At 52.4% G+C, this 18,462-nt stretch carries 15 protein-coding genes; 2 read left to right on the top strand and 13 right to left on the bottom strand.

The genetic code is table 11. The annotated features are described in order from the left end of the window. Positions 1-47 precede the first annotated feature (47 nt). The 3 genes from HMPREF3178_RS14590 to HMPREF3178_RS14580 all read right to left on the bottom strand — a co-directional run bounded on the left by HMPREF3178_RS14590 (position 48) and on the right by HMPREF3178_RS14580 (position 4,087). Positions 48-1,307: an SLC13 family permease gene (locus HMPREF3178_RS14590; RefSeq protein ID WP_004108304.1), complete on the bottom strand. Its 1,260-nt coding sequence runs from the start codon at positions 1,305-1,307 to the stop codon at positions 48-50. A gap of 183 nt (positions 1,308-1,490) precedes the next feature. Beyond that, a complete protein-coding gene (locus HMPREF3178_RS14585; RefSeq protein WP_004108306.1) occupies positions 1,491-2,924 on the bottom strand; it encodes an anion permease in 1,434 nt (477 codons plus the stop codon). 107 nt (positions 2,925-3,031) lie between these two features. Continuing rightward, entirely contained in the window at positions 3,032-4,087 is a 1,056-nt protein-coding gene (locus tag HMPREF3178_RS14580; RefSeq protein ID WP_004108309.1) for a 4-oxalomesaconate tautomerase, read from the bottom strand. Positions 4,088-4,366: 279 nt separating this feature from the next. Here HMPREF3178_RS14580 and HMPREF3178_RS14575 point away from each other — a divergent pair, with 279 nt between their 5' ends. Next, complete coding sequence (locus HMPREF3178_RS14575; RefSeq protein ID WP_004108311.1) at positions 4,367-5,302, top strand: LysR family transcriptional regulator; 936 nt, start codon at positions 4,367-4,369, stop codon at positions 5,300-5,302. A 28-nt stretch (positions 5,303-5,330) separates the two neighbouring features. Here the strand turns inward: HMPREF3178_RS14575 and rihC are convergent, their stop codons facing one another. From rihC to ribF, 6 genes are all read right to left on the bottom strand, one after another. Then, positions 5,331-6,245, bottom strand: coding sequence for a ribonucleoside hydrolase RihC (rihC, locus tag HMPREF3178_RS14570; protein WP_004108313.1), 915 nt, complete (start codon positions 6,243-6,245; stop codon positions 5,331-5,333). A gap of 65 nt (positions 6,246-6,310) precedes the next feature. Next, a complete protein-coding gene (gene ispH, locus HMPREF3178_RS14565) occupies positions 6,311-7,261 on the bottom strand; it encodes a 4-hydroxy-3-methylbut-2-enyl diphosphate reductase (protein ID WP_004108315.1) in 951 nt (316 codons plus the stop codon). A gap of 1 nt (position 7,262) precedes the next feature. Next, positions 7,263-7,712, bottom strand: coding sequence for an FKBP-type peptidyl-prolyl cis-trans isomerase (gene fkpB / locus HMPREF3178_RS14560; protein WP_004098486.1), 450 nt, complete (start codon positions 7,710-7,712; stop codon positions 7,263-7,265). 97 nt (positions 7,713-7,809) lie between these two features. After that, a complete protein-coding gene (lspA, locus tag HMPREF3178_RS14555; protein WP_004108317.1) occupies positions 7,810-8,310 on the bottom strand; it encodes a signal peptidase II in 501 nt (166 codons plus the stop codon). After that, a complete protein-coding gene (gene ileS, locus HMPREF3178_RS14550; RefSeq protein ID WP_004108321.1) occupies positions 8,310-11,126 on the bottom strand; it encodes an isoleucine--tRNA ligase in 2,817 nt (938 codons plus the stop codon). Before ileS ends, lspA begins: the two co-directional genes overlap by 1 nt. A gap of 44 nt (positions 11,127-11,170) precedes the next feature. After that, a complete protein-coding gene (gene ribF, locus HMPREF3178_RS14545) occupies positions 11,171-12,109 on the bottom strand; it encodes a bifunctional riboflavin kinase/FAD synthetase (protein WP_004108323.1) in 939 nt (312 codons plus the stop codon). Between the two features lie 330 nt (positions 12,110-12,439). Here ribF and rpsT point away from each other — a divergent pair, with 330 nt between their 5' ends. Then, entirely contained in the window at positions 12,440-12,703 is a 264-nt protein-coding gene (rpsT, locus tag HMPREF3178_RS14540) for a 30S ribosomal protein S20 (protein WP_003018940.1), read from the top strand. 99 nt (positions 12,704-12,802) lie between these two features. Here rpsT and nhaR read toward each other — a convergent pair whose 3' ends face one another. The 4 genes from nhaR to HMPREF3178_RS14520 form a co-directional block, all read right to left on the bottom strand. After that, complete coding sequence (gene nhaR, locus HMPREF3178_RS14535) at positions 12,803-13,738, bottom strand: transcriptional activator NhaR (RefSeq protein WP_004108338.1); 936 nt, start codon at positions 13,736-13,738, stop codon at positions 12,803-12,805. A gap of 52 nt (positions 13,739-13,790) precedes the next feature. Further along, entirely contained in the window at positions 13,791-14,966 is a 1,176-nt protein-coding gene (gene nhaA, locus HMPREF3178_RS14530; protein WP_004108340.1) for a Na+/H+ antiporter NhaA, read from the bottom strand. Positions 14,967-15,114: 148 nt separating this feature from the next. Next, positions 15,115-16,377, bottom strand: coding sequence for an IS1/IS1595 family N-terminal zinc-binding domain-containing protein (locus HMPREF3178_RS14525; RefSeq protein ID WP_017145019.1), 1,263 nt, complete (start codon positions 16,375-16,377; stop codon positions 15,115-15,117). Between the two features lie 232 nt (positions 16,378-16,609). Further along, entirely contained in the window at positions 16,610-18,103 is a 1,494-nt protein-coding gene (locus HMPREF3178_RS14520; RefSeq protein ID WP_004108345.1) for a sulfatase family protein, read from the bottom strand. Between the last annotated feature and the right edge of the window lie 359 nt (positions 18,104-18,462).

Genomic DNA, 18,462 nt, shown 5'->3' with positions numbered 1-18,462 from the left:
TCAGCAAAAGTTCGATTTATTCAACAAAGCCTCACTACCGTTATCGGCTAATAAAATGGAAAAAACACAGGCAATAAAATAAAGCTGACGATTACCGATATAACAATAAGCGGCAATCCGGTTTTAACGTAATCAATAAACTTATAGCCGCCCGCAGAAAAAATCATCATATTGGCGGGCGTACCCACAGGGGTTGCATACGCACATGAGCAGCCAATAACTATAGCCATTAATACCGCCCGGGGATCGGCCCCCATCGAATGCGCAATAGATAGACCAATCGGCATTAATAAAGCGGCGGTTGCCGTATTGGACATGAAGTTTGTTAACACACAGGAGATGAGCAATACCGCGCTTAAAAGTAAGAAGGGGGAAGCGTGATTACCCAGTTGTTCAATCATTGCACGCGCCATGATCGCACCAGCGCCGGTGGTTTCCAGCGCTTTTGCTAGTGCCAGCGTTCCGCCGAACAGGAAAATGGTCTGTGAATCGATGGCCTGGTATGCCTGTTTTTCAGTAATCACCCTGGTGACAATCAGCGTTAAAGCGCCAATTGAGCCAACAATAGCAATCGGCAATCCAATCTGTTCTTCGAAAATCATGCCGGATACGGTTGCGATTAGTACCGACAGCGCAATCACCTGCTTGTATTTCGGGCACGCTATCTTGCGCATACTTTCAGTGCGTTGCTGGTGTAGCGTACTTTTTTGCGGTAATAGTCGGTAGCCTATCGTGACAAAATAGAGAATACCGCAAGCCAGCATCGGAATACCCAGCTTAGCATATTCAAAAAAACCAAAACGTTGGCCAACCTGCTCCAGCGCCGACTGTGCAATCAGATTTCCTGGGGAACCGATAAGCGACAAATTTCCCCCCAACGCAGAGGCAAAGGCCAGGGGCATAAGCAGACGTGACTGGGCATAACCTGATTTTATCGCTGCGCCGATCACAACAGGTATTAACACTGCAGCCGTTCCGGTATTCGATAAAAATCCAGAAAGGGTCCCACACACTAACATAATAATGACTATCAGCTGTTTTTCTGTACGCGCATAGCGTGTCACGATACCGCCAATTTTATCGGTTACGCCGGTTTCGAATAAAGCCCCGCCTACCACAAACATAGCCACAAATAAAATAACATTCTGATTAATAAAACCTGCAAAAGCAGTTTTGACATCGAAGACCCCGGTGACAACCAGAGTAATACAAACTATCATGGCAGTTACAGCTAATGGTATTTTTTCCCAAACGAACATGACGATCGAAAAAACCAATAGCGACAACGTAATCGTAACTGGAGACATAAATATATTGCACCTCACCTTGTTAAAGGTCATATAATAATATTTGCGATCATGTGAGTTTTTTCATACTTAAATCATTAAACTCCAGGTAAGATAATAACCACATGGCAATGGCATCATCTACAATTGTCCTGGGCATCAACCGATGCCCAGATATTCACGGCATTCTTTCTCAGTAACGACTTAAATCATCCCGGATGATATGAGTATTTCCCACCACCATACCCCGAGGGTGATGTGCAAGAGGAATGTCAGTACCGCCAGTATTCCACCTATAATCCACCAGGATTTGATATCGTTATAACCCACACCAAAAATAACTGGTCCCGCCGCGCCACCATAGTGAGTGACCATTCCGCCATAAGAATTGCTGAATAATAGCGCGAGTGCGGTGAGGGTTATCGGTGCACCAGATACATTCGCCAGCATGGCAAAGACCGGAACCATAGCGACGATATAAGCGCTTCCCGAGGCGAAGAAATAACGAACCAGTATGCTCAAGGCGACAATAACAATAAAGGCTATATTACCGTGACCATCAAATGAAATATTATTTTTTAATAAATCAGCCAGCCACACGAAAAAGCCAACTTTTGATAATAACGAGCTTAAGCCAATAATCCCACCGTACCAAATGAGCGTATTCCAGCCGCCTTTATTTTTTATCACATCATCCCAGGTTACGATTTTCAGCACTAACATCAAGGCCATGACGCAGATAGCAACGGTTGACTCATTAACCCCCAGGGCGCTGCTGAACACCCAACCGCCCAGTGCCAGAACAAAGAGGCAAGAGAGCATCTTTTCACGCAGGGTCATGGGTCCCAAAGCTTCGATGCCCGTTTTGGCGATCTTTTTATTATCAACCCGCTTTAATTCCGGCGGATAAAGCTTGTAGGTAATCAGCGGCGTCAGCAGCAGCATAATGATACCAGGTAATCCTGCGGCCAGCGCCCAGCCACCCCAGCTTAATTTGATGTGGCAGATATCTTCAATCATCTTCAGCGCAAGAATATTGCCGGCCATTGCGGTAAAGAACATATAGCTGGTTGTTTTCGTCACCATATAGATGTTCAACATAAGATAGTGACCAACTCGCTTTGCGCTGTGCTCCGGCTCCGAGCCAAGGGCGACTGCGACGCTATTAATGATCGGTAAAACAATCCCCCCAGCACGTGCTGTATTCGATGGCGTTGCGGGGGCCAGGATCAGGTCAAGGAAGGCGGTTACATAGCCAAGGCCCAACGTTGTACTACCAATTTTTCCGATAAGAAAATAAGCAATTCTTTTACCTAGCCCGGTAATAACAAAAGCTGCACTCAGAGTAAATGCGGAGAAAACTAACCAGGTGGTGCCGGATGAATATCCGCTTAATACGCTGGCGGCTTTTACCGAACCATCACCCAGATTGCCGGTGACCACCATTGATGCGGCGACGGCAATCAGCAGTACCACAGGCTCTGAAAAGGGTTTAATGACTAACCCCACAATGGCTGCCAGATAAATGCCTGATAAAACCCAGGCAAGTGTTGATAATCCTTGCGGCGCCGGGAATAAACTCATGAGTAACGGTATTGCTATTATAACCAGCAGCTTCCATAACTTATTCTTTTGCATTTCCATTCCTTAGCTGTACTCAATATTTAAGGATGCTTGTGGAACGCATTCACATAGCTCCCCGCCTCAATCCACGGTAATTTTTCGTTAAGGAGGGGACTCGGTATTTAGTCGGCAATATAAACCGAGCCGGAAAGAATCTTCCGTGCCGTGCGAATAACAGAGGCGCGGATCGCTTCAGGGGCTTCGGTCGTATTACTTAAGTCGACCGCAATACTCCCGCTGGGGTGCTCGATTTTAACGATGCCATCACCAGACAATTTCGTCAGTTCATTAGCAATCGTTCCCGGAATAATACATGCACTCGCCAGGCCGATAGCGCCGGTAATCGCCAACGATTTATGGCAACTGTGGGGCATAAAATATCGAACATTTAAATTTCCGCCGCTAAGCGCAGGAGAAATCAGAACCGGTTTCGGGATAACCATATTTGTCACATCGCCAAATCCCATCGCCTTTCCCGCTTGTCGCCGAATAGACTCCAGCGATTCTAAAAGCGCTGTGTCCCGGTCTAATTCGCAGGCAGATTCATAACCGGTTTTTCCCAGGCTCTGAGCTGGAATCACGACCATCGGCATTGCCATGTCAATACAGGTGACTTGCGCATTATCAAATACGTCCAGCCGATTCCCGGTAGGGAAAAGCTGGCCGGATTTTGCACCCGCAGAATTCAAAAAGGTTAATGCAACCGGTGCGGCACGGCCGGGAACGCCGTCTATCTGCGTATCGCCGTCGTAGATAACCTTTCCCTCAGGCGTTTGAATGTCAGCCTCAATAAAAGTATTGGTGTTCACATTCCTTATGCGCACTCTCGTGACCGGAGAATCCGCTTTAATTAACCCCTGTTCTATTGCGAATCCCCCTACAGCACACAGCATATTTCCGCAGTTCGGCGTGGTATCGACCCGCCGTTCGTTGACGATAACCTGAACAAACAGATAATCAATGTCCGCTTTTTCACTAACAGATCGACTAATAATGGCCACTTTGCTGGTTTGTGGGCTTCCACCGCCAATTCCGTCAATTTCCAGCTCATGGCCCGATCCCATGATGGATAACAGGAAGTCATTACGTTGGTTAATATCCTTTGGTAAATCATCCGCTAATAAAAAGGCGCCTTTGGATGTTCCACCACGCATTAATACACAGGGAATGCTCTTCATAGCAAGTTCCTCACCCGATAAAACATAGAAGAATTAAACGAAATGCCTTGTGAATTTAATTTGCTTTATGCTGTTTAAGTTTTTTATTTACTTAATTCACCTGCTACATCATTCACGTCAGGCATTTTACAAATTCATTCTACTTGCAAGATTTTTACCGGTTGATAAAATTTCGCCATAAGAGTTATTCCTGCCAGGAATTAATAAAAGTGCCATTACCGATTAATAATCACTTGTCATCTACTTAGAGAAACACTTATTAGGCCCTACGGAGCAATAATGAAAAATGAACTATCCGGGATGAAAGCCTTTGTCACAGTTGCAGAGCTAGGCTCTTTTAGTAAAGCCGCCGAACAATTAAATCTTACGCAACCGGCATTAACTAAGAAGATAAAAAAAATAGAGAGTAATCTGGATATTGCGCTGTTCGAACGAACGACGCGAAAGATTGCGCTGACGCAAGCCGGAAAAATGCTTCTCCCAAGAGCTAAATCTTTGATCTCCGGCCTTGATGCGGCAATATTTGACCTTAACGATTTAACGTCTCAATTGCATGATACGGTTACGCTATCCTGCATTCCTACTGCCGTATTTTATTTTTTACCGCGCGCTATCGTGCAATTTAATCAAAGTTACCCCAACATCAAAGTACGAATTTATGAACAAGGTATTGAAACCTGTATGGACTCGGTACGAAAAGGCGATGTTGATTTTGGTATAAACATGAACTTCATCACACATCCGGATATCGATTTCATTCCCCTGGTGAACGAGCCTTTTGTTCTGGCCTGCCGGCAAGATCATCCTCTGGCAACCAGGAAACTGGTCGAATGGCGGGAGCTTGTTAGCCAGACGTTAATCGGCGTCAGGAAATCAAGCGGCAATAGACAGTTGATCGAGAAATGTCTGGCGGATAAACCCTGGCAGCTGAGCTGGTTTTATGAAGTCAGACATTTGTCGACCTCGCTCGGCCTTGTCGAAGCAGGCCTCGGAGTCTCCGCACTCCCTTGTCTGGCAATGCCCCACGGAGAGAGCGCCGTGGTGAGCGTCCCGCTTGTGGAGCCGGTCATCAGACGCACGCTGGGTATGATTCGCGTAAAAAACAGGCCTCTTTCCGCAGCGGCAGAGCGCTTAGCTTCCCTGCTACTGATGATGTGGACGGATGAAGCGGGCACGCTCTGGCGCAACGTCGTGGATTCAACGCAGAAAACCTGAAAGCCATGCCGGCCGCTTCATCGCCAGATTAGGGCGCTAAAGCAATCACCTCCGCTGCCCAGCGCTGAAAACCTTCTACATCCAGACCCAGCGCCACCTGCACGTTTGCCGGTTGGCCCAGTTTGCCTTCGATATCGACCACCGTCGTTCCCGAGGTCCAGGTTCCCTGGGTTTCTACCGTCACAAAACAGGGCTTGAGGGTGAAGAGCTGCGGACGAACCAGCCAGGCAATCGCGCACAGGTCATGCATACGCAGGCCGCTGCTCATGCTCCCGCTCCGGTAGTGGCTAAATAGCGCATGCAGCATCTTCCCGGTCTGATTCAGCGTCGGTAGCGTAGCAAGGTAGTCCGGAGCCAGCATCGCCTCGTTGGTGACATCCAGCCCGCACATCACAATCTCCAGCCCGCTCTGGAAAACTTTCGCCGCCGCTTCCGGGTCGATGGCGATATTGAACTCCGCATTCGGCGTAAAGTTACCGCGCCCGGCGGAACCGCCCATGATAACCAGTCGACGGATATTAAAGCGGCATTCGGGATACTGGGTCAGCAGAAGCGCGATATTGGTTAGCGGGCCAATCGCCACCAGGGTCATCGGCTCCGGAGCGTGCATCAGCGCATCGCGGATCGCCTGAAATGCCGGTTTTGCCAGCGGCTGACGGTTATGTTCCACGAAATCGTAGCCTTCCATCCCGGACTCGCCGTGTACGGAGGCGGCGTCGCGCAGCGGGCGGACCAGCGGCATGGAAGCGCCCTGAGCCAACGGAACATCGGCGTTCCAGAAATGCAAAAGCTGCAGGGCGTTGCGGGTGGTTTTCTCCACGGATACGTTCCCCGCTACCGTGGTCATCAGCTGTAGGTCCAGTTCGGGAGCGAACAGCGCCGCGGCAATCGCTGCGGCGTCATCAATGCCGGGATCGGTATCCAGAATGATAGGTAAGCGCATAGTTTCTCCATAAAAAATGCCAGACGTTAAGCCTGGCATCTTCTCATACTGCGGGGAAAAAGAACTTACTCTACTTCACGGACGTCTACGCGCAGCTCTTTCGGCACTTCGAAAACAATGTTCTCTTCACGGCCTTCCAGCGGCACCGCTTCGCCGCCGCCCAGCTCCTGCAAACGCGAAATCACGTTCTGTACCAGAATATCCGGCGCCGATGCGCCTGCGGTTACGCCGACGCAGGTTGCGTCTTTCACCCAGGCTTCCTGGATATCGGTCGCATCATCGATCAGATAGGCAGCTTTCCCCATCCGCTGGGCCAGTTCGGCCAGACGGTTAGAGTTCGAGGAGTTCTTCGACCCCACCACCAGCACTACGTCAGCCTGCCCGGCCAGCGCGCGGACGGCCTCTTGCCGGTTTGTCGTCGCATAGCAGATATCATCTTTGCGCGGCCCGACGATTTTCGGGAAGCGCTCGCGCAGGGCGTCAATCACGTCGGAGGTATCATCAACGGAGAGCGTCGTCTGAGTCATAAACGACAGCTTAGCGTCGTTTTTCACATCCAGCTTCCAGACGTCATTCGGCGATTCCACCAGGTACATCCCCCCCTGCGGGTTACTGTACTGGCCCATGGTGCCTTCAACTTCCGGGTGACCGGCGTGACCAATCAGGATCGACTCTTCCCCCCGACGGCTGGCGCGAGCAACTTCCATATGGACTTTGGTCACCAGCGGGCAGGTAGCGTCAAAAACCGTCAGATCGCGGCTTTTCGCCTCGTTGCGTACGGCCTGAGAGACGCCGTGGGCGGAGAAAATCAGGATCGCGCCGTCCGGCACTTCGCTAATCTGCTCGATAAAAATAGCGCCGCGTTGACGCAGGCTATCGACAACATAGCGGTTGTGCACGACTTCATGACGCACGTAGATCGGCGCGCCATATAGCGTCAGCGCGTTTTCAACAATGCTGATAGCGCGGTCAACGCCTGCGCAGAAGCCGCGCGGGTTAGCCAACAGAATCTGCATGTTACCCCTCCAGCGCCGGATCGATCTCCAGCACTTCAACATCAAAATGAACGGTACGCCCGGCCAGCGGATGGTTGAAATCAACGGTAATCGAATCGCCGTTTACTTCACGGATCACGCCGGGCATTTCGCTGCCATCCATTGCGGTAAAGAGCATAATCGCGCCGACTTCCGGCTCGCCCGCATCGATAAATTCCCGACGCGAGAAATATTGGATCAGGTCCGGGCTCGGTACGCCAAACGCGGCGTCCGGCTCCAGCGAAAAGGTGGTTTTATCCCCCTCTTTTAGCCCCAGCAGATGCTGTTCCAGACCTTCAGACAGGGAAGTATCGCCCAGACGAAAGAGCGCCGGTTTACCGTTGTTGCGGGTTGACTCTGCGGTGGAGCCATCGTCGAGCTTTAAGGTGAAGTGCACCAGCACCGCACTGTTGCTCTGTACTGATTTAGACATGCAGGTTGCTCACTAGTTTTGTCCGGTGACGCTGGCGCTGAACGGGCCTACGGAGAACGTAGACCCGTGCAAACGTCGCGCCGCCCGGCGGGTATTGTTACGCCTGTTTCTTCGCAGCCGCGTTCGGCAAGAAGCCTTCCAGCACAATCAGCGCCGCGCCGATACAAATAGCGGTATCGGCAAGGTTGAAGGTGGCGAAATGCCAGTCCCCGACGTAGAAATCGATCATATCGACGACAAAACCATGCCAAAGCCTGTCGAATAAATTGCCCAACGCGCCGCCAATAATCAGCGCATAGGCAATATTATTCAGCTTTTGCGTCGCCTTAGAGCGATACATCAGCACCGCAAGGATCACGCAGATACCGATAGCGATACCGGCGAAGAACCAGCGCTGCCAGCCGCCACTGTCGGCGAGGAAGCTAAAGGCCGCGCCATAGTTACGCGCATAATGCAGATTAAGCGATGGGAACAGCGATACCGTATCCCCCAGAGCGAAGTTCTGGAGGATCAGGAATTTGCTGCCTAAATCGATAATCAGCACGGCTACGACGACCCAGAGCCAGCGTAGCCCCGTTGAACTAATCGGTTTACTCATCAGGCAAATTTACGTTTTTCGCCGTCACCGGCGATGTTGCTGACACAGCGTCCGCAGATATCCGCGTGTTCCGCCACCTTGCCGATGTCCGTCGTGTAATGCCAGCAGCGCGGGCACTTATCACCTTCGGCTTTGCTCAGCACGACTTTCAGGCCTTTCAGCAGCTCACTCTGCCATGCGTCGGCCGGAGCCTGCGCATAATCGGCAACTTTCGCCCCTGAGGTCAACAGGACAAATCGCAATTCATCGCCCAGCGCGTTGAGCTTCGCCGCGAGATCGGCATCGGCATACAGCGTTACCGCCGCTTCCAGAGAGCCACCCACCTGCTTGTCAGCACGCGCCTGTTCGATAACCTTGTTGACTTCGCCGCGCACTTTTAGCAGCTCGTCCCAGAAACCATCGTTCATCGCTTCGTCGTCGGCCAGGCCAAACAGACCGGTGTACCATTCGCCGGTAAAGACGTATTTCTCGCGGTCGCCCGGCAGGTAACCCCAGATTTCGTCAGCGGTAAAGGACATGATCGGCGCCATCCAGCGTACCAGCGCTTCGGCAATGTGGTACAGCGCGGTCTGGCAGCTACGGCGCGCGACGCTGTCCGCCTTGGTGGTGTACTGACGGTCTTTAATGATATCAAGCCAGAACGAACCCATTTCAATGGAGCAGAAGCGCATCAGACGCTGCACGACTTCGTGGAAATCGTAAGACTCATAGGCTTTGACGATATCGTCCTGCGCCGCTTGCGCGCAGCCTACTGCCCAGCGGTCCAGCACGACCATCTCTTCCGGTTTCACCATATCTTTAGCTGGATCGAAGCCATTGAGGTTCGCCAGCAGGAAGCGCGCGGTGTTACGGATACGACGATAGCTGTCGGCGGCGCGTTTAAGGATCTCGTCGGAGACCGCCATTTCGCCAGTGTAGTCGGTGGAAGCCACCCACAGACGCAGAATATCCGCGCCCAGTTTGTTCATCACATCCTGCGGAGAGACGGTGTTGCCGATAGACTTGGACATCTTGCGGCCCTGGCCATCAACGGTAAAGCCGTGGGTCAGCACCTGGCGGTAAGGCGCTTTGCCCTTCATCGCGGTAGAGATCATCAGGGATGACATGAACCAGCCGCGGTGCTGGTCAGAACCTTCGAGATACATATCGGCGGCGTGACCGGCAAATTCCGGACGCACGTCAACAACGGAGGAGTGGGTCGATCCGGAGTCAAACCACACGTCCAGCGTATCCGGCACCTTCTCATAGCTATCGGCCTCGGCGCCGAGGATGTCGCGGGAATCGAGATCCCACCACGCCTGAATGCCGTCGATCTCAACGCGTTTCGCCACTTCTTCCATCAGTTCGAGAGTACGCGGATGCAGCTCCTGCGTCTCTTTATGCACGAACAGCGACATCGGTACGCCCCAGGTACGCTGACGGGAAATACACCAGTCAGGACGGTTGGCGACCATCGATTCAATACGCGCCTGGCCCCAGTCAGGGATCCACTGCACGCCTTTGATTTCGGCAAGCGACTGCGCGCGCAGGCCTTTCTGATCCATGCTCACGAACCACTGCGGCGTGGCGCGGAAGATGATCGGCGTTTTGTGACGCCAGCAGCACGGGTAGCTGTGCTGCATTTTCTCTACGTGCAGCAGCGCGCCTTTTTCAGACAGCAGCGCAACGACAATATCGTTGGCTTTAAACACGTTTACGCCATCCAGCGTCGGGTAAGTTCCCGGCAGATAGGCGCCGTCCGGACCCACCGGGTTAGCGACTTCCAGGCCATATTTTTGACCGATAACATAGTCATCCGGGCCGTGGCCTGGCGCGGTATGTACCGCACCGGTACCCGCGTCCAGAGTGACGTGATCGCCCAGGATCGCCGGGACGTCGAAATCGAGGAACGGATGCTTAAAGCGCATCAGCTCCAGCTCGGCGCCGTTTACCACCGCAAGGATGGTGTAATCAGTAATGCCGGCGCGTTTCATGACGCTGTCGACCAGATCTTTCGCCAGGATCAGCGCCTGGCCGTCAACCTGCACCAGCGCATAGTCAAATTCCGGGGACAGGGAGATGGCGCGGTTCGCTGGCAGGGTCCACGGGGTGGTGGTCCAGATAACCAGAGAAACCGGACCGTTAACGTCGGCCACGCCGAATTTCGCCAGCACCGCCGCTTTATCGGTCGCGTGGAACGCCACGTCGATGGACGGAGAAGTTTTGTCGTAATACTCAACTTCCGCTTCCGCCAGCGCGGAACGGCAGTCTACGCACCAGTGCACCGGCTTAGCGCCTTTGTGCAGGTGGCCGTTGCCGATGATTTTACCCAGCGCGCGGATGATGTTGGCTTCCGTTTTGAAGTCCATGGTCAGGTACGGGTGCGACCAGTCGCCGAGCACGCCCAGACGGATAAAGTCTTTGCGCTGCCCGTCAACCTGAGTGGCGGCATATTCGCGGCACTTGGCGCGGAACTCGGCGGCGGTGAATTTCTCGCCCGGCTTGCCGTATTCCTGCTCTACCTTCAGCTCGATTGGCAGACCGTGACAGTCCCAGCCCGGTACGTACGGAGAGTCATAGCCCGCCAGCCCTTTGGACTTAACGATAATGTCTTTCAGAATCTTGTTAACCGAGTGACCAATATGAATGCTGCCATTCGCATAAGGAGGGCCATCATGCAGAATGAAGGTTTTTTTGCCTTTTTTGGCTGCACGAATGATGCCGTACAGGTCATCATCGGTCCAACGCGCCAGCATTCCCGGTTCACGCTTGGCGAGGTCGCCGCGCATCGGGAACCCTGTTTCCGGCAAATTCAGGGTCGATTTATAGTCACTCATCAGATTCTCGGTTCCGTATTTCGGTTTGATAAACACCGTCAGGGTTATGCCTGCCCGGTTAGCCCAAAGAAGTCGCGGGCCGTTAACTCATCACGTGCGATTTGCGCTTTTAGCTCATCAAGCGACGCAAATCGCTGCTCGTTACGTATTTTTTTACGCAGTATTACATCTATATGGCGACCGTAGAGGTCCATTACAACATCCAGGAGATGGACTTCCAGCTGCTGACGCACGCCGGACACCGTTGGACGAGTACCAATGTTGGCGACGCCCATAAAAGGTTTGTCGCCAAGCCCTGTCACTTCTACCGCATAGACCCCTTTAACCGGGGAAACCTGACGACGCAGCGGTAAATTCGCCGTCGGGAAACCTATTGTGCGCCCGAGTTCATCACCGTGCACAACGCGGCCGGAGATAGTAAACGGATGCCCCAGCAGCGTCTCCGCCAGGGGCAGATCGTCGTCTGCCAGCGCCTGGCGCACCGCGGTGCTGCTGATGCGCACGCCGCCTTCACAGAAGGTTTGGGTGCTGGTGACGTCAAAGCCGTACTCCACGCCGGCTTTTTGTAATAACAAGAAATCCCCCTGGCGACCTGCGCCAAAGCGGAAATCATCGCCAACGGCGAGGAACTGAACGCCCAGCTGGCGGACCAGCAGTTCGCTGATAAAGTCCTGGGCGGTCAATGCCGCGAAGCGCCGATCGAAACGCACGCACAGGACGTAATCGACGCCGCTTTCAGCCAGATAGTTCAGCTTCTCACGCAGGCGCGTTAAACGTGCCGGCGCTTTATCGGCGGCAAAAAGCTCAAGCGGCTGCGGCTCAAAAATCATCACCACCACCGGTAAGCCACGCTGGCGCCCTTCTGCGCGCAAACGCTGCAATAATGCCTGGTGCCCGCGATGCACGCCGTCAAAATTTCCAATGGTCAGCACGCACCCGTGCGGGGCCTGACTGAGATTATGTATGCCGCGTATCAGCTTCATGTCTGGCTCAAAACAGTGAAAATCGTCCGAGTATACCTTGTACAACTGGCGACGTTAACCAGCGATTGCACCTCTTCACCGAAAGATCCCGGGAATTCATTCACTCAGCGCGAGATTGCGGGAAAATCTCTCCGGCGTCGTCGATTTTTATGGTTGAAAGGCTGTATTCGCCTGCAACAAGCTGGTAGAATCTTGCGCCATCACTACGTAATGAAGCGTTGTTCGTTTAAACGACGCTTATTTGCACAAATCCATTGACAAAAGAAGGCTAAACGGGCATTCTCCTCGGCCTTTGAATTGTCCATATAGAACACATTTGGGAGTTGGACCTTGGCTAATATCAAATCAGCTAAGAAGCGCGCCGTTCAGTCTGAAAAGGCCCGCAAGCACAACGCTAGCCGTCGCTCTATGATGCGTACTTTCATCAAGAAAGTATACGCAGCTATCGAAGCTGGCGACAAAGCTACTGCACTGAAAGCATTTAACGAAATGCAACCAATCGTGGACCGTCAGGCTGCTAAAGGTCTGATCCACAAAAACAAAGCTGCGCGTCATAAAGCAAACCTGACCGCTCAGATCAACAAACTGGCTTAATCGTCTGCTTGTTGTCGCTTTGTAAAAAAACCCGCGAAAGCGGGTTTTTTTATGTCTGTCGTCTATCGCTCAAAGCGTCAACCATCGCGCTTCTGGCAACTATTGCTTTGCCGAACCGCCAGAAACAGCGCTGTCCTGGGCCTGCGGCGGCGTAAAGAGCGCCGAATAGTCGCGATGACAAATACGCTGCACAGCCGGATGCTGGATCATTCGTTCAGCGAAGATCGCGTGATACTCTTCCATGACGTTGTCCATCCGTCCGATCTCAACTATCGACTCATCGCTATAGAAATCATGCGCATACAGCGTCGGGGCAACGAATATCGCATTATGCGCCGCGCCGAAGGCTTTCATCAACGCCGCATCGTCAAACTCGCCGAGGATTTCCACCTGCAATCCCTGCGAGTTAAACCAGTTGAGCAGCTTGCGCCCTAACATCGAACGACGGCCAGGGATCAGTAAGCGACGCTCTTCCAGACAGGCCGGGAACGGTTTTTTCGGCGGCGGATTCATGCACCAGAAGCTGACGCTGCATTCGCCAATTTTCACTGAAAACAGCCCTTCCTGCTGGGTTGAATCAATAGGGCAGTCGGAAATAATCATATCGAGCTTATGCTGGCTAAGCTGCTCCAGCAGCATTTCGTGGGTTGATTCGAAACAGCGTAAATGGATCTGTTCGTTATCGACAACGGCAGCATCCAGTACTCCGCTCACCAACCTTTTCGACAGCGCGTCCGCGACGCCGACGTCAAACAGCAGATTCGACTCTTTACGATAGTTAACGATATCGAGCATTTCCTGGCTCAGCGTAAACATGCGATCCGCATAGCGGAAAACCAACTCGCCTAATTCGCTGGGCTCCAGCCCTCTTCCTTTTCGCTTGAACAACTTCCCCTGCAGGCGCTCTTCCAGCGCCTTAATTTGCCCGGTAATGGTCTGCGGCGTCAGGAACAGCGCTTCCGCCGCGCCAACAACGGAGCCTTCTTTATAGACATGCCAGAAGTAGTACAGATGGTTGTAGTTGATATGCGACATGCTTCTCTCCCTGATAATGTCCAGGAGAGCCGTAGCGGCTCTCCGTGAGATGTTAAGCCGCGTAGCCCGAATCCGTTACGCGCTTACGCAGTATGATGTATCCCGTGACTGCCGATAATATCGATCCAATCAGGATGCCAAGCTTGGCCCAGTTGATCAATCCGGGGTCGACGCTGCCGAAGGCCAGGGTGGCAATAAAAATCGACATTGTGAAGCCAATCCCACATAGAATGCCGACCGCCATAATTTGCTTGCAGGTTGTCCCTTCCGGCAACGAGGCCCATTTCAGCTTCAGCGCCAGCCAGCAGAATACGCTAATTCCCAATGGCTTACCGATAAACAGCCCGGCAATAATACCTAACGGCAGCAGCGAGGTCAGCCCTTCTACCGTGACGCCCTGCAAAGAAACGCCCGCGTTAGCGAAGGCGAACAGCGGCAGGATCAGGAAGGCCACCCACGGATGCAGCACGTGCTCAAGCTGCTTCGCCGGCGATTTACCGTTCTGCTCTTTTAGCGGGATCATAAAGCCGACAATGACGCCAGCCAGCGTTGCGTGAACCCCCGACTTCAGCACCGCAGTCCAGAGTATGGCGCCGACCAGAATATAGATCCCGGTACGCCGTACGCCGCTCAGATTCAGCGCCGCCAGCACCATAATGGCGCCGGCAGCGACAACCAACGACACCACGGAAAGATCGTGCGTGTAGAACAGCGCAATGATAATAATGGCGCCCAGATCGTCGATGATGGCCAGCGCCATCAGAAAGATCTTCAGCGCAGCGGGAACACGATTGCCCAGCAGCGCCAGTACGCCCAGCGCGAAGGCAATATCGGTCGCAGCCGGAATCGCCCACCCTTCCCTGGCAATCGCATCCTGGCCGTTAAATGCCAGATAGACTAACGCCGGAACCACCATGCCGCCCAACGCCGCGACGACCGGAAATACGGCCTGGCGACGGCTGGCCAACGCGCCCTGTTTCATCTCGCGCTTTACTTCCAGACCTATAAGCAGGAAAAATACCGCCATCAGCGCGTCGTTTATCCACAACAGCATGTTCTTGTTGATCTCTAACGCGCCTACGCGCAGCTGAACGGGCGTCTCCAGAAAAGAGTGATACAGGCCGCTGGTCAGGCCCGTATTGGCTAATAGCATCGCCATAGCGGCGGCGAAGATGAGGATTATCCCCCCGGATGCCTCGCTATGAAAAAAACGCTGTAGATGTTTCACTTTTACCTCACCTTATCGGCAAACAACTCGATAAAAGTATAATACAGACGCAAATACATCGAAAAAAGTAGGTTTAAATTGCCGTTAAGATCGTTTTTTACGAATGTACGCCCGTCAAATGCTGACCGGGTTAACCGGGCAGTGAAGTTTAAAAAGGCAGGCAGGAAAGACGGTTGTTATATTCATATTTCAAATGATTTAGCGCAGACGTCACGTTGGCAGGCGACATCCTGGTGAGCCAGGGAAGGAAAGGATGGCGATAAATATAGTCTATAAATTCGCTGGCGCTTCGCAGGGTCGCATGCCGTAACAGGCCGGTTTTCTTACTTCCGGTCAGGTTACAAACGGCCATGGCGTAGTCCCGCGTGGAGAATGTTCGCCAGACATTGTTGCGGATCCCGCCGCTGTAGAACAGTCGCGGTGGCATGTCGCCCTGAGGGGGGTTTACACCGCGTTCTCTGACGAATGAGATATGGCAGCGCCCCTGCCGGACCTGCGCCAGGTTTGCCATCATACATCCGCCAAGGATGAAACACTCATGATCGAGATAATGCTGCACATTTAGCGAACGCTCATCGGTTAACATTCGCACCAGTTCAAAATGTCGATAGGCCGGCAATACGGGTTTAACCAGCATACCTCGCACATGCCGGTGCAACGTTCCCGGCCCGTAATCAATATCAAACAGCGCGCCACGACGCCGCATAGTGAGCATTTCTTTGCGTTGCACGAGATACGCCAGCGTGCCTGGGGGCAGTCGTTCTTCATATTGCGATTGATACTGATACGCCGGCTCAACCGGGCGTGGAGTATAGTTCGTCGAGATAGCCACCACTTTACCGCTTTTTTCCTCAGCGGTGACCAGCACATACAGCCGATTCTCTCCACCGTTAAAACCAAGGCTAAACGCCCGGGTGGTGAGAACAATATCAAACGCCGGAAAGTCAAAAGCGCGCTCCGCCAGGTCCGCGCGATAAGAGAGGTTAGCTAATTCGCGGCCTAATGTAGTGTTATCGATAGCCAGTAGAGTGCGAATATCGTTAAGCGAGCTGCCTTGCTGGATGAGAGCGGCAAGCTCCTGCTGGCGAGGCGTGAGGGTCAGGCTGTCCGGTATCACGAAGGTCTTGCTGCAGTCGCGACATGCCATACGCCGCTCGCCCTGCGCCGAGTAGCCGTAGCGTTTTAGAGAAACGCTGCCGCATCCCGGACACTGCTTAACCAGCCCCTTCCATCCCTGGTTTACCGTGCGGCGAAAAGCGTTAAGGGAAATCGCCGAAATGGGCGGAAAGAGAAAGCCGCATTCCCGGCACAGGATATTTTCTCCCTGACGAAGGTAATCAGGGCTATTAAGCACGCCAAGATTTTTACAACCGGGCGTTTTGCAACTATTAACATTAACGTCGTTAAACATATTCACTCACTGCGAATATTTCCCTCGGGCCTCGCTGATTTTATCACTATTATTTCTCCAGGGTAAAAGCGCGTTATCACCCTTTTTTTGATTATGAGTAACGGTTCAGGTTATTGCAGCCTCTGTCTATCCGCCGATGCGGGCCAATAAAAATACCTGATTCAACGTCAGAACGCTGAATCAGGCAGGTATGGCGCCTGGTAGCATACGATTATGATATGCTAATATTTCATCAGCCCCAGGTCACCGGCGTCGGTTTATCGCCACGGGCTTTCATCAGTGAATCATTATCGATGTCATTTTTATATTTCAGAAACTCAGCGAACATCCGCTGCTCAATTTCGGGCTGCTTACCGATTTGATTTAGCGTTTCTGCGCGATCCTGCTTCAGATTATAGAGGTATTTAGCCTTACCTTCGCGATCAATAATCATTTTCCAGTCGCCGTCGCGAATCGCCCATTCATCGGTCGGATCGTCCTGGAACGGCATATCGATACCGAAAATCAGCGGTTTTTCCCGCTTGAACGCTTGCTTCTCCAGTACCGGTACGATTGACTGGCCGTCATAGGTACGGTCCTTCGGCAGAGGGAAGTTCATCATTTGCGCCAGCGTCGGCATCCAGTCCAGACCCGACATCGGCGTTTCTGAGACCATCCCCTGCGGAATATGGTGACCATATTTGATAATCGCCGGGACGCGAATTCCGCCTTCCCACAGGTTATCTTTACGACCCCGCAGCCCATCCGTTTCACCAGCAAGGTTCAGCTCATAAACTTTTCGCGCTTCGCGGGTAACCGGGCCGTTATCGCTGGTAAAAATCACGATCGTGTTATCTTCTTCACCCATTGCTTTAATCTTGTCGAGCACTTTCCCTACCTGAGCATCCATATAGCTGATGTTGGCATAGTACTCACCGGCGCCGCGCCAGGGCTTATCCGCCCAATCACCGTAGAACAGATCCGGGTGCTGCTTCGCATAAGCGCTGATATAAGGCGCGTACATATCGAGATATTTCTTCGGCGAGGCCAGCGGGCTATGCACTTCGGTAAAGGCGACGTAGAGGAAGAAGGGGTTGTTATCTTTCTTCTTATCCAGCCAGTTGACGACTTCCGAACTCACCAGCTCGCCGCTGAACGTCTTCGCGCGACCGATAGGTTTCTCGTTGCGGGTAAAACCGGTGGGATAGACCATGCCGTAGCGAGGACGCTCTTTGGCGTTATCCAGCGTTGAGTCGCTCACGAACCCGGCGGTATTGACCAGCCTGTAGTCAAAGCCCATGTCCTTCGCCTGCGGCTGGTCGGTACGATCGCCGCCGGCGTTGAGATGGAGTTTGCCCATAATCGCCGTATCGTAACCCTGCTGCTTCAGCAGATTCGCAATCGTCAGCTCGTTACGGCCTAAGGCAACATTTTTCCCCTCCGGGATCCACGATCTAATGCCCGTACGAAACGGCATGCGGCCGGTCAACAGGCCCGCCCGCGAAGGTGAGCAGAGCGGCGCCGGAGCATAATAATCGGTGAACTTCACCCCTTCCTGAGCCAGCTTATCAATATTGGGCGTTTTGACGATTTGATGCCCATAGGCGCCCAGGTCACCATAGCCTAAATCATCTGCCAGAATGATGACCAGATTGGGATGTTTAGCATCAGCGGCATAAACAGAATGCATGGCGCTACCTGCGCATAATGCCAGGCCAATCAGGCCGGCAACACATGTTTTTTTCATGTTAATCCCTCAGAAAAAAATTTAAAAATTGATAACGCAACATATAACGCATTTAATCCCATAAGCCCTCTGGCCAGATGTATTATTGCTCTCTCACCAGCCTATAATTGCAGATATTCATGGGAGTAAAATTGATGTATCCATAGCCAAACCGGCCAATCGGGAAAGAAGTATCAATCGAAAAGAAAATGATATTAGTGATTGAAATCTCACATAGCAACGGCATAAAAACTCATGCAAAAAGGGTGTCAATGAATGTTGTTAATAACCACATAAATGAATGTTTCTGTTGCAGAGAATATTCTCTTAACAATAATGAAAACGGCACTGACTCATTAAACAGATGCGCAAGAAATACC

Origin of the sequence: Klebsiella sp. HMSC09D12 (assembly GCF_001808475.1) — a bacterium.
In the GTDB taxonomy this organism is placed as follows: Bacteria; Pseudomonadota; Gammaproteobacteria; order Enterobacterales; family Enterobacteriaceae; genus Klebsiella; species Klebsiella oxytoca.
This window is presented reverse-complemented; position numbering and strand designations above follow the sequence as displayed.

What these genes read in the sequence shown, in the direction of transcription:
- HMPREF3178_RS14525 (WP_017145019.1), bottom strand. Translation starts at nt 16,377, where the DNA reads ATGTTTAACGACGTTAATGTTAATAGTTGCAAAACGCCCGGTTGTAAA.
- fkpB (WP_004098486.1), bottom strand. Translation starts at nt 7,712, where the DNA reads ATGTCTAAATCAGTACAGAGCAACAGTGCGGTGCTGGTGCACTTCACC.
- lspA (WP_004108317.1), bottom strand. Translation starts at nt 8,310, where the DNA reads ATGAGTAAACCGATTAGTTCAACGGGGCTACGCTGGCTCTGGGTCGTC.
- HMPREF3178_RS14580 (WP_004108309.1), bottom strand. Translation starts at nt 4,087, where the DNA reads ATGAAGAGCATTCCCTGTGTATTAATGCGTGGTGGAACATCCAAAGGC.
- HMPREF3178_RS14585 (WP_004108306.1), bottom strand. Translation starts at nt 2,924, where the DNA reads ATGCAAAAGAATAAGTTATGGAAGCTGCTGGTTATAATAGCAATACCG.
- HMPREF3178_RS14575 (WP_004108311.1), top strand. Translation starts at nt 4,367, where the DNA reads ATGAAAAATGAACTATCCGGGATGAAAGCCTTTGTCACAGTTGCAGAG.
- ileS (WP_004108321.1), bottom strand. Translation starts at nt 11,126, where the DNA reads ATGAGTGACTATAAATCGACCCTGAATTTGCCGGAAACAGGGTTCCCG.
- nhaR (WP_004108338.1), bottom strand. Translation starts at nt 13,738, where the DNA reads ATGTCGCATATCAACTACAACCATCTGTACTACTTCTGGCATGTCTAT.
- HMPREF3178_RS14520 (WP_004108345.1), bottom strand. Translation starts at nt 18,103, where the DNA reads ATGAAAAAAACATGTGTTGCCGGCCTGATTGGCCTGGCATTATGCGCA.
- HMPREF3178_RS14590 (WP_004108304.1), bottom strand. Translation starts at nt 1,307, where the DNA reads ATGTCTCCAGTTACGATTACGTTGTCGCTATTGGTTTTTTCGATCGTC.
- rihC (WP_004108313.1), bottom strand. Translation starts at nt 6,245, where the DNA reads ATGCGCTTACCTATCATTCTGGATACCGATCCCGGCATTGATGACGCC.
- ribF (WP_004108323.1), bottom strand. Translation starts at nt 12,109, where the DNA reads ATGAAGCTGATACGCGGCATACATAATCTCAGTCAGGCCCCGCACGGG.
- ispH (WP_004108315.1), bottom strand. Translation starts at nt 7,261, where the DNA reads ATGCAGATTCTGTTGGCTAACCCGCGCGGCTTCTGCGCAGGCGTTGAC.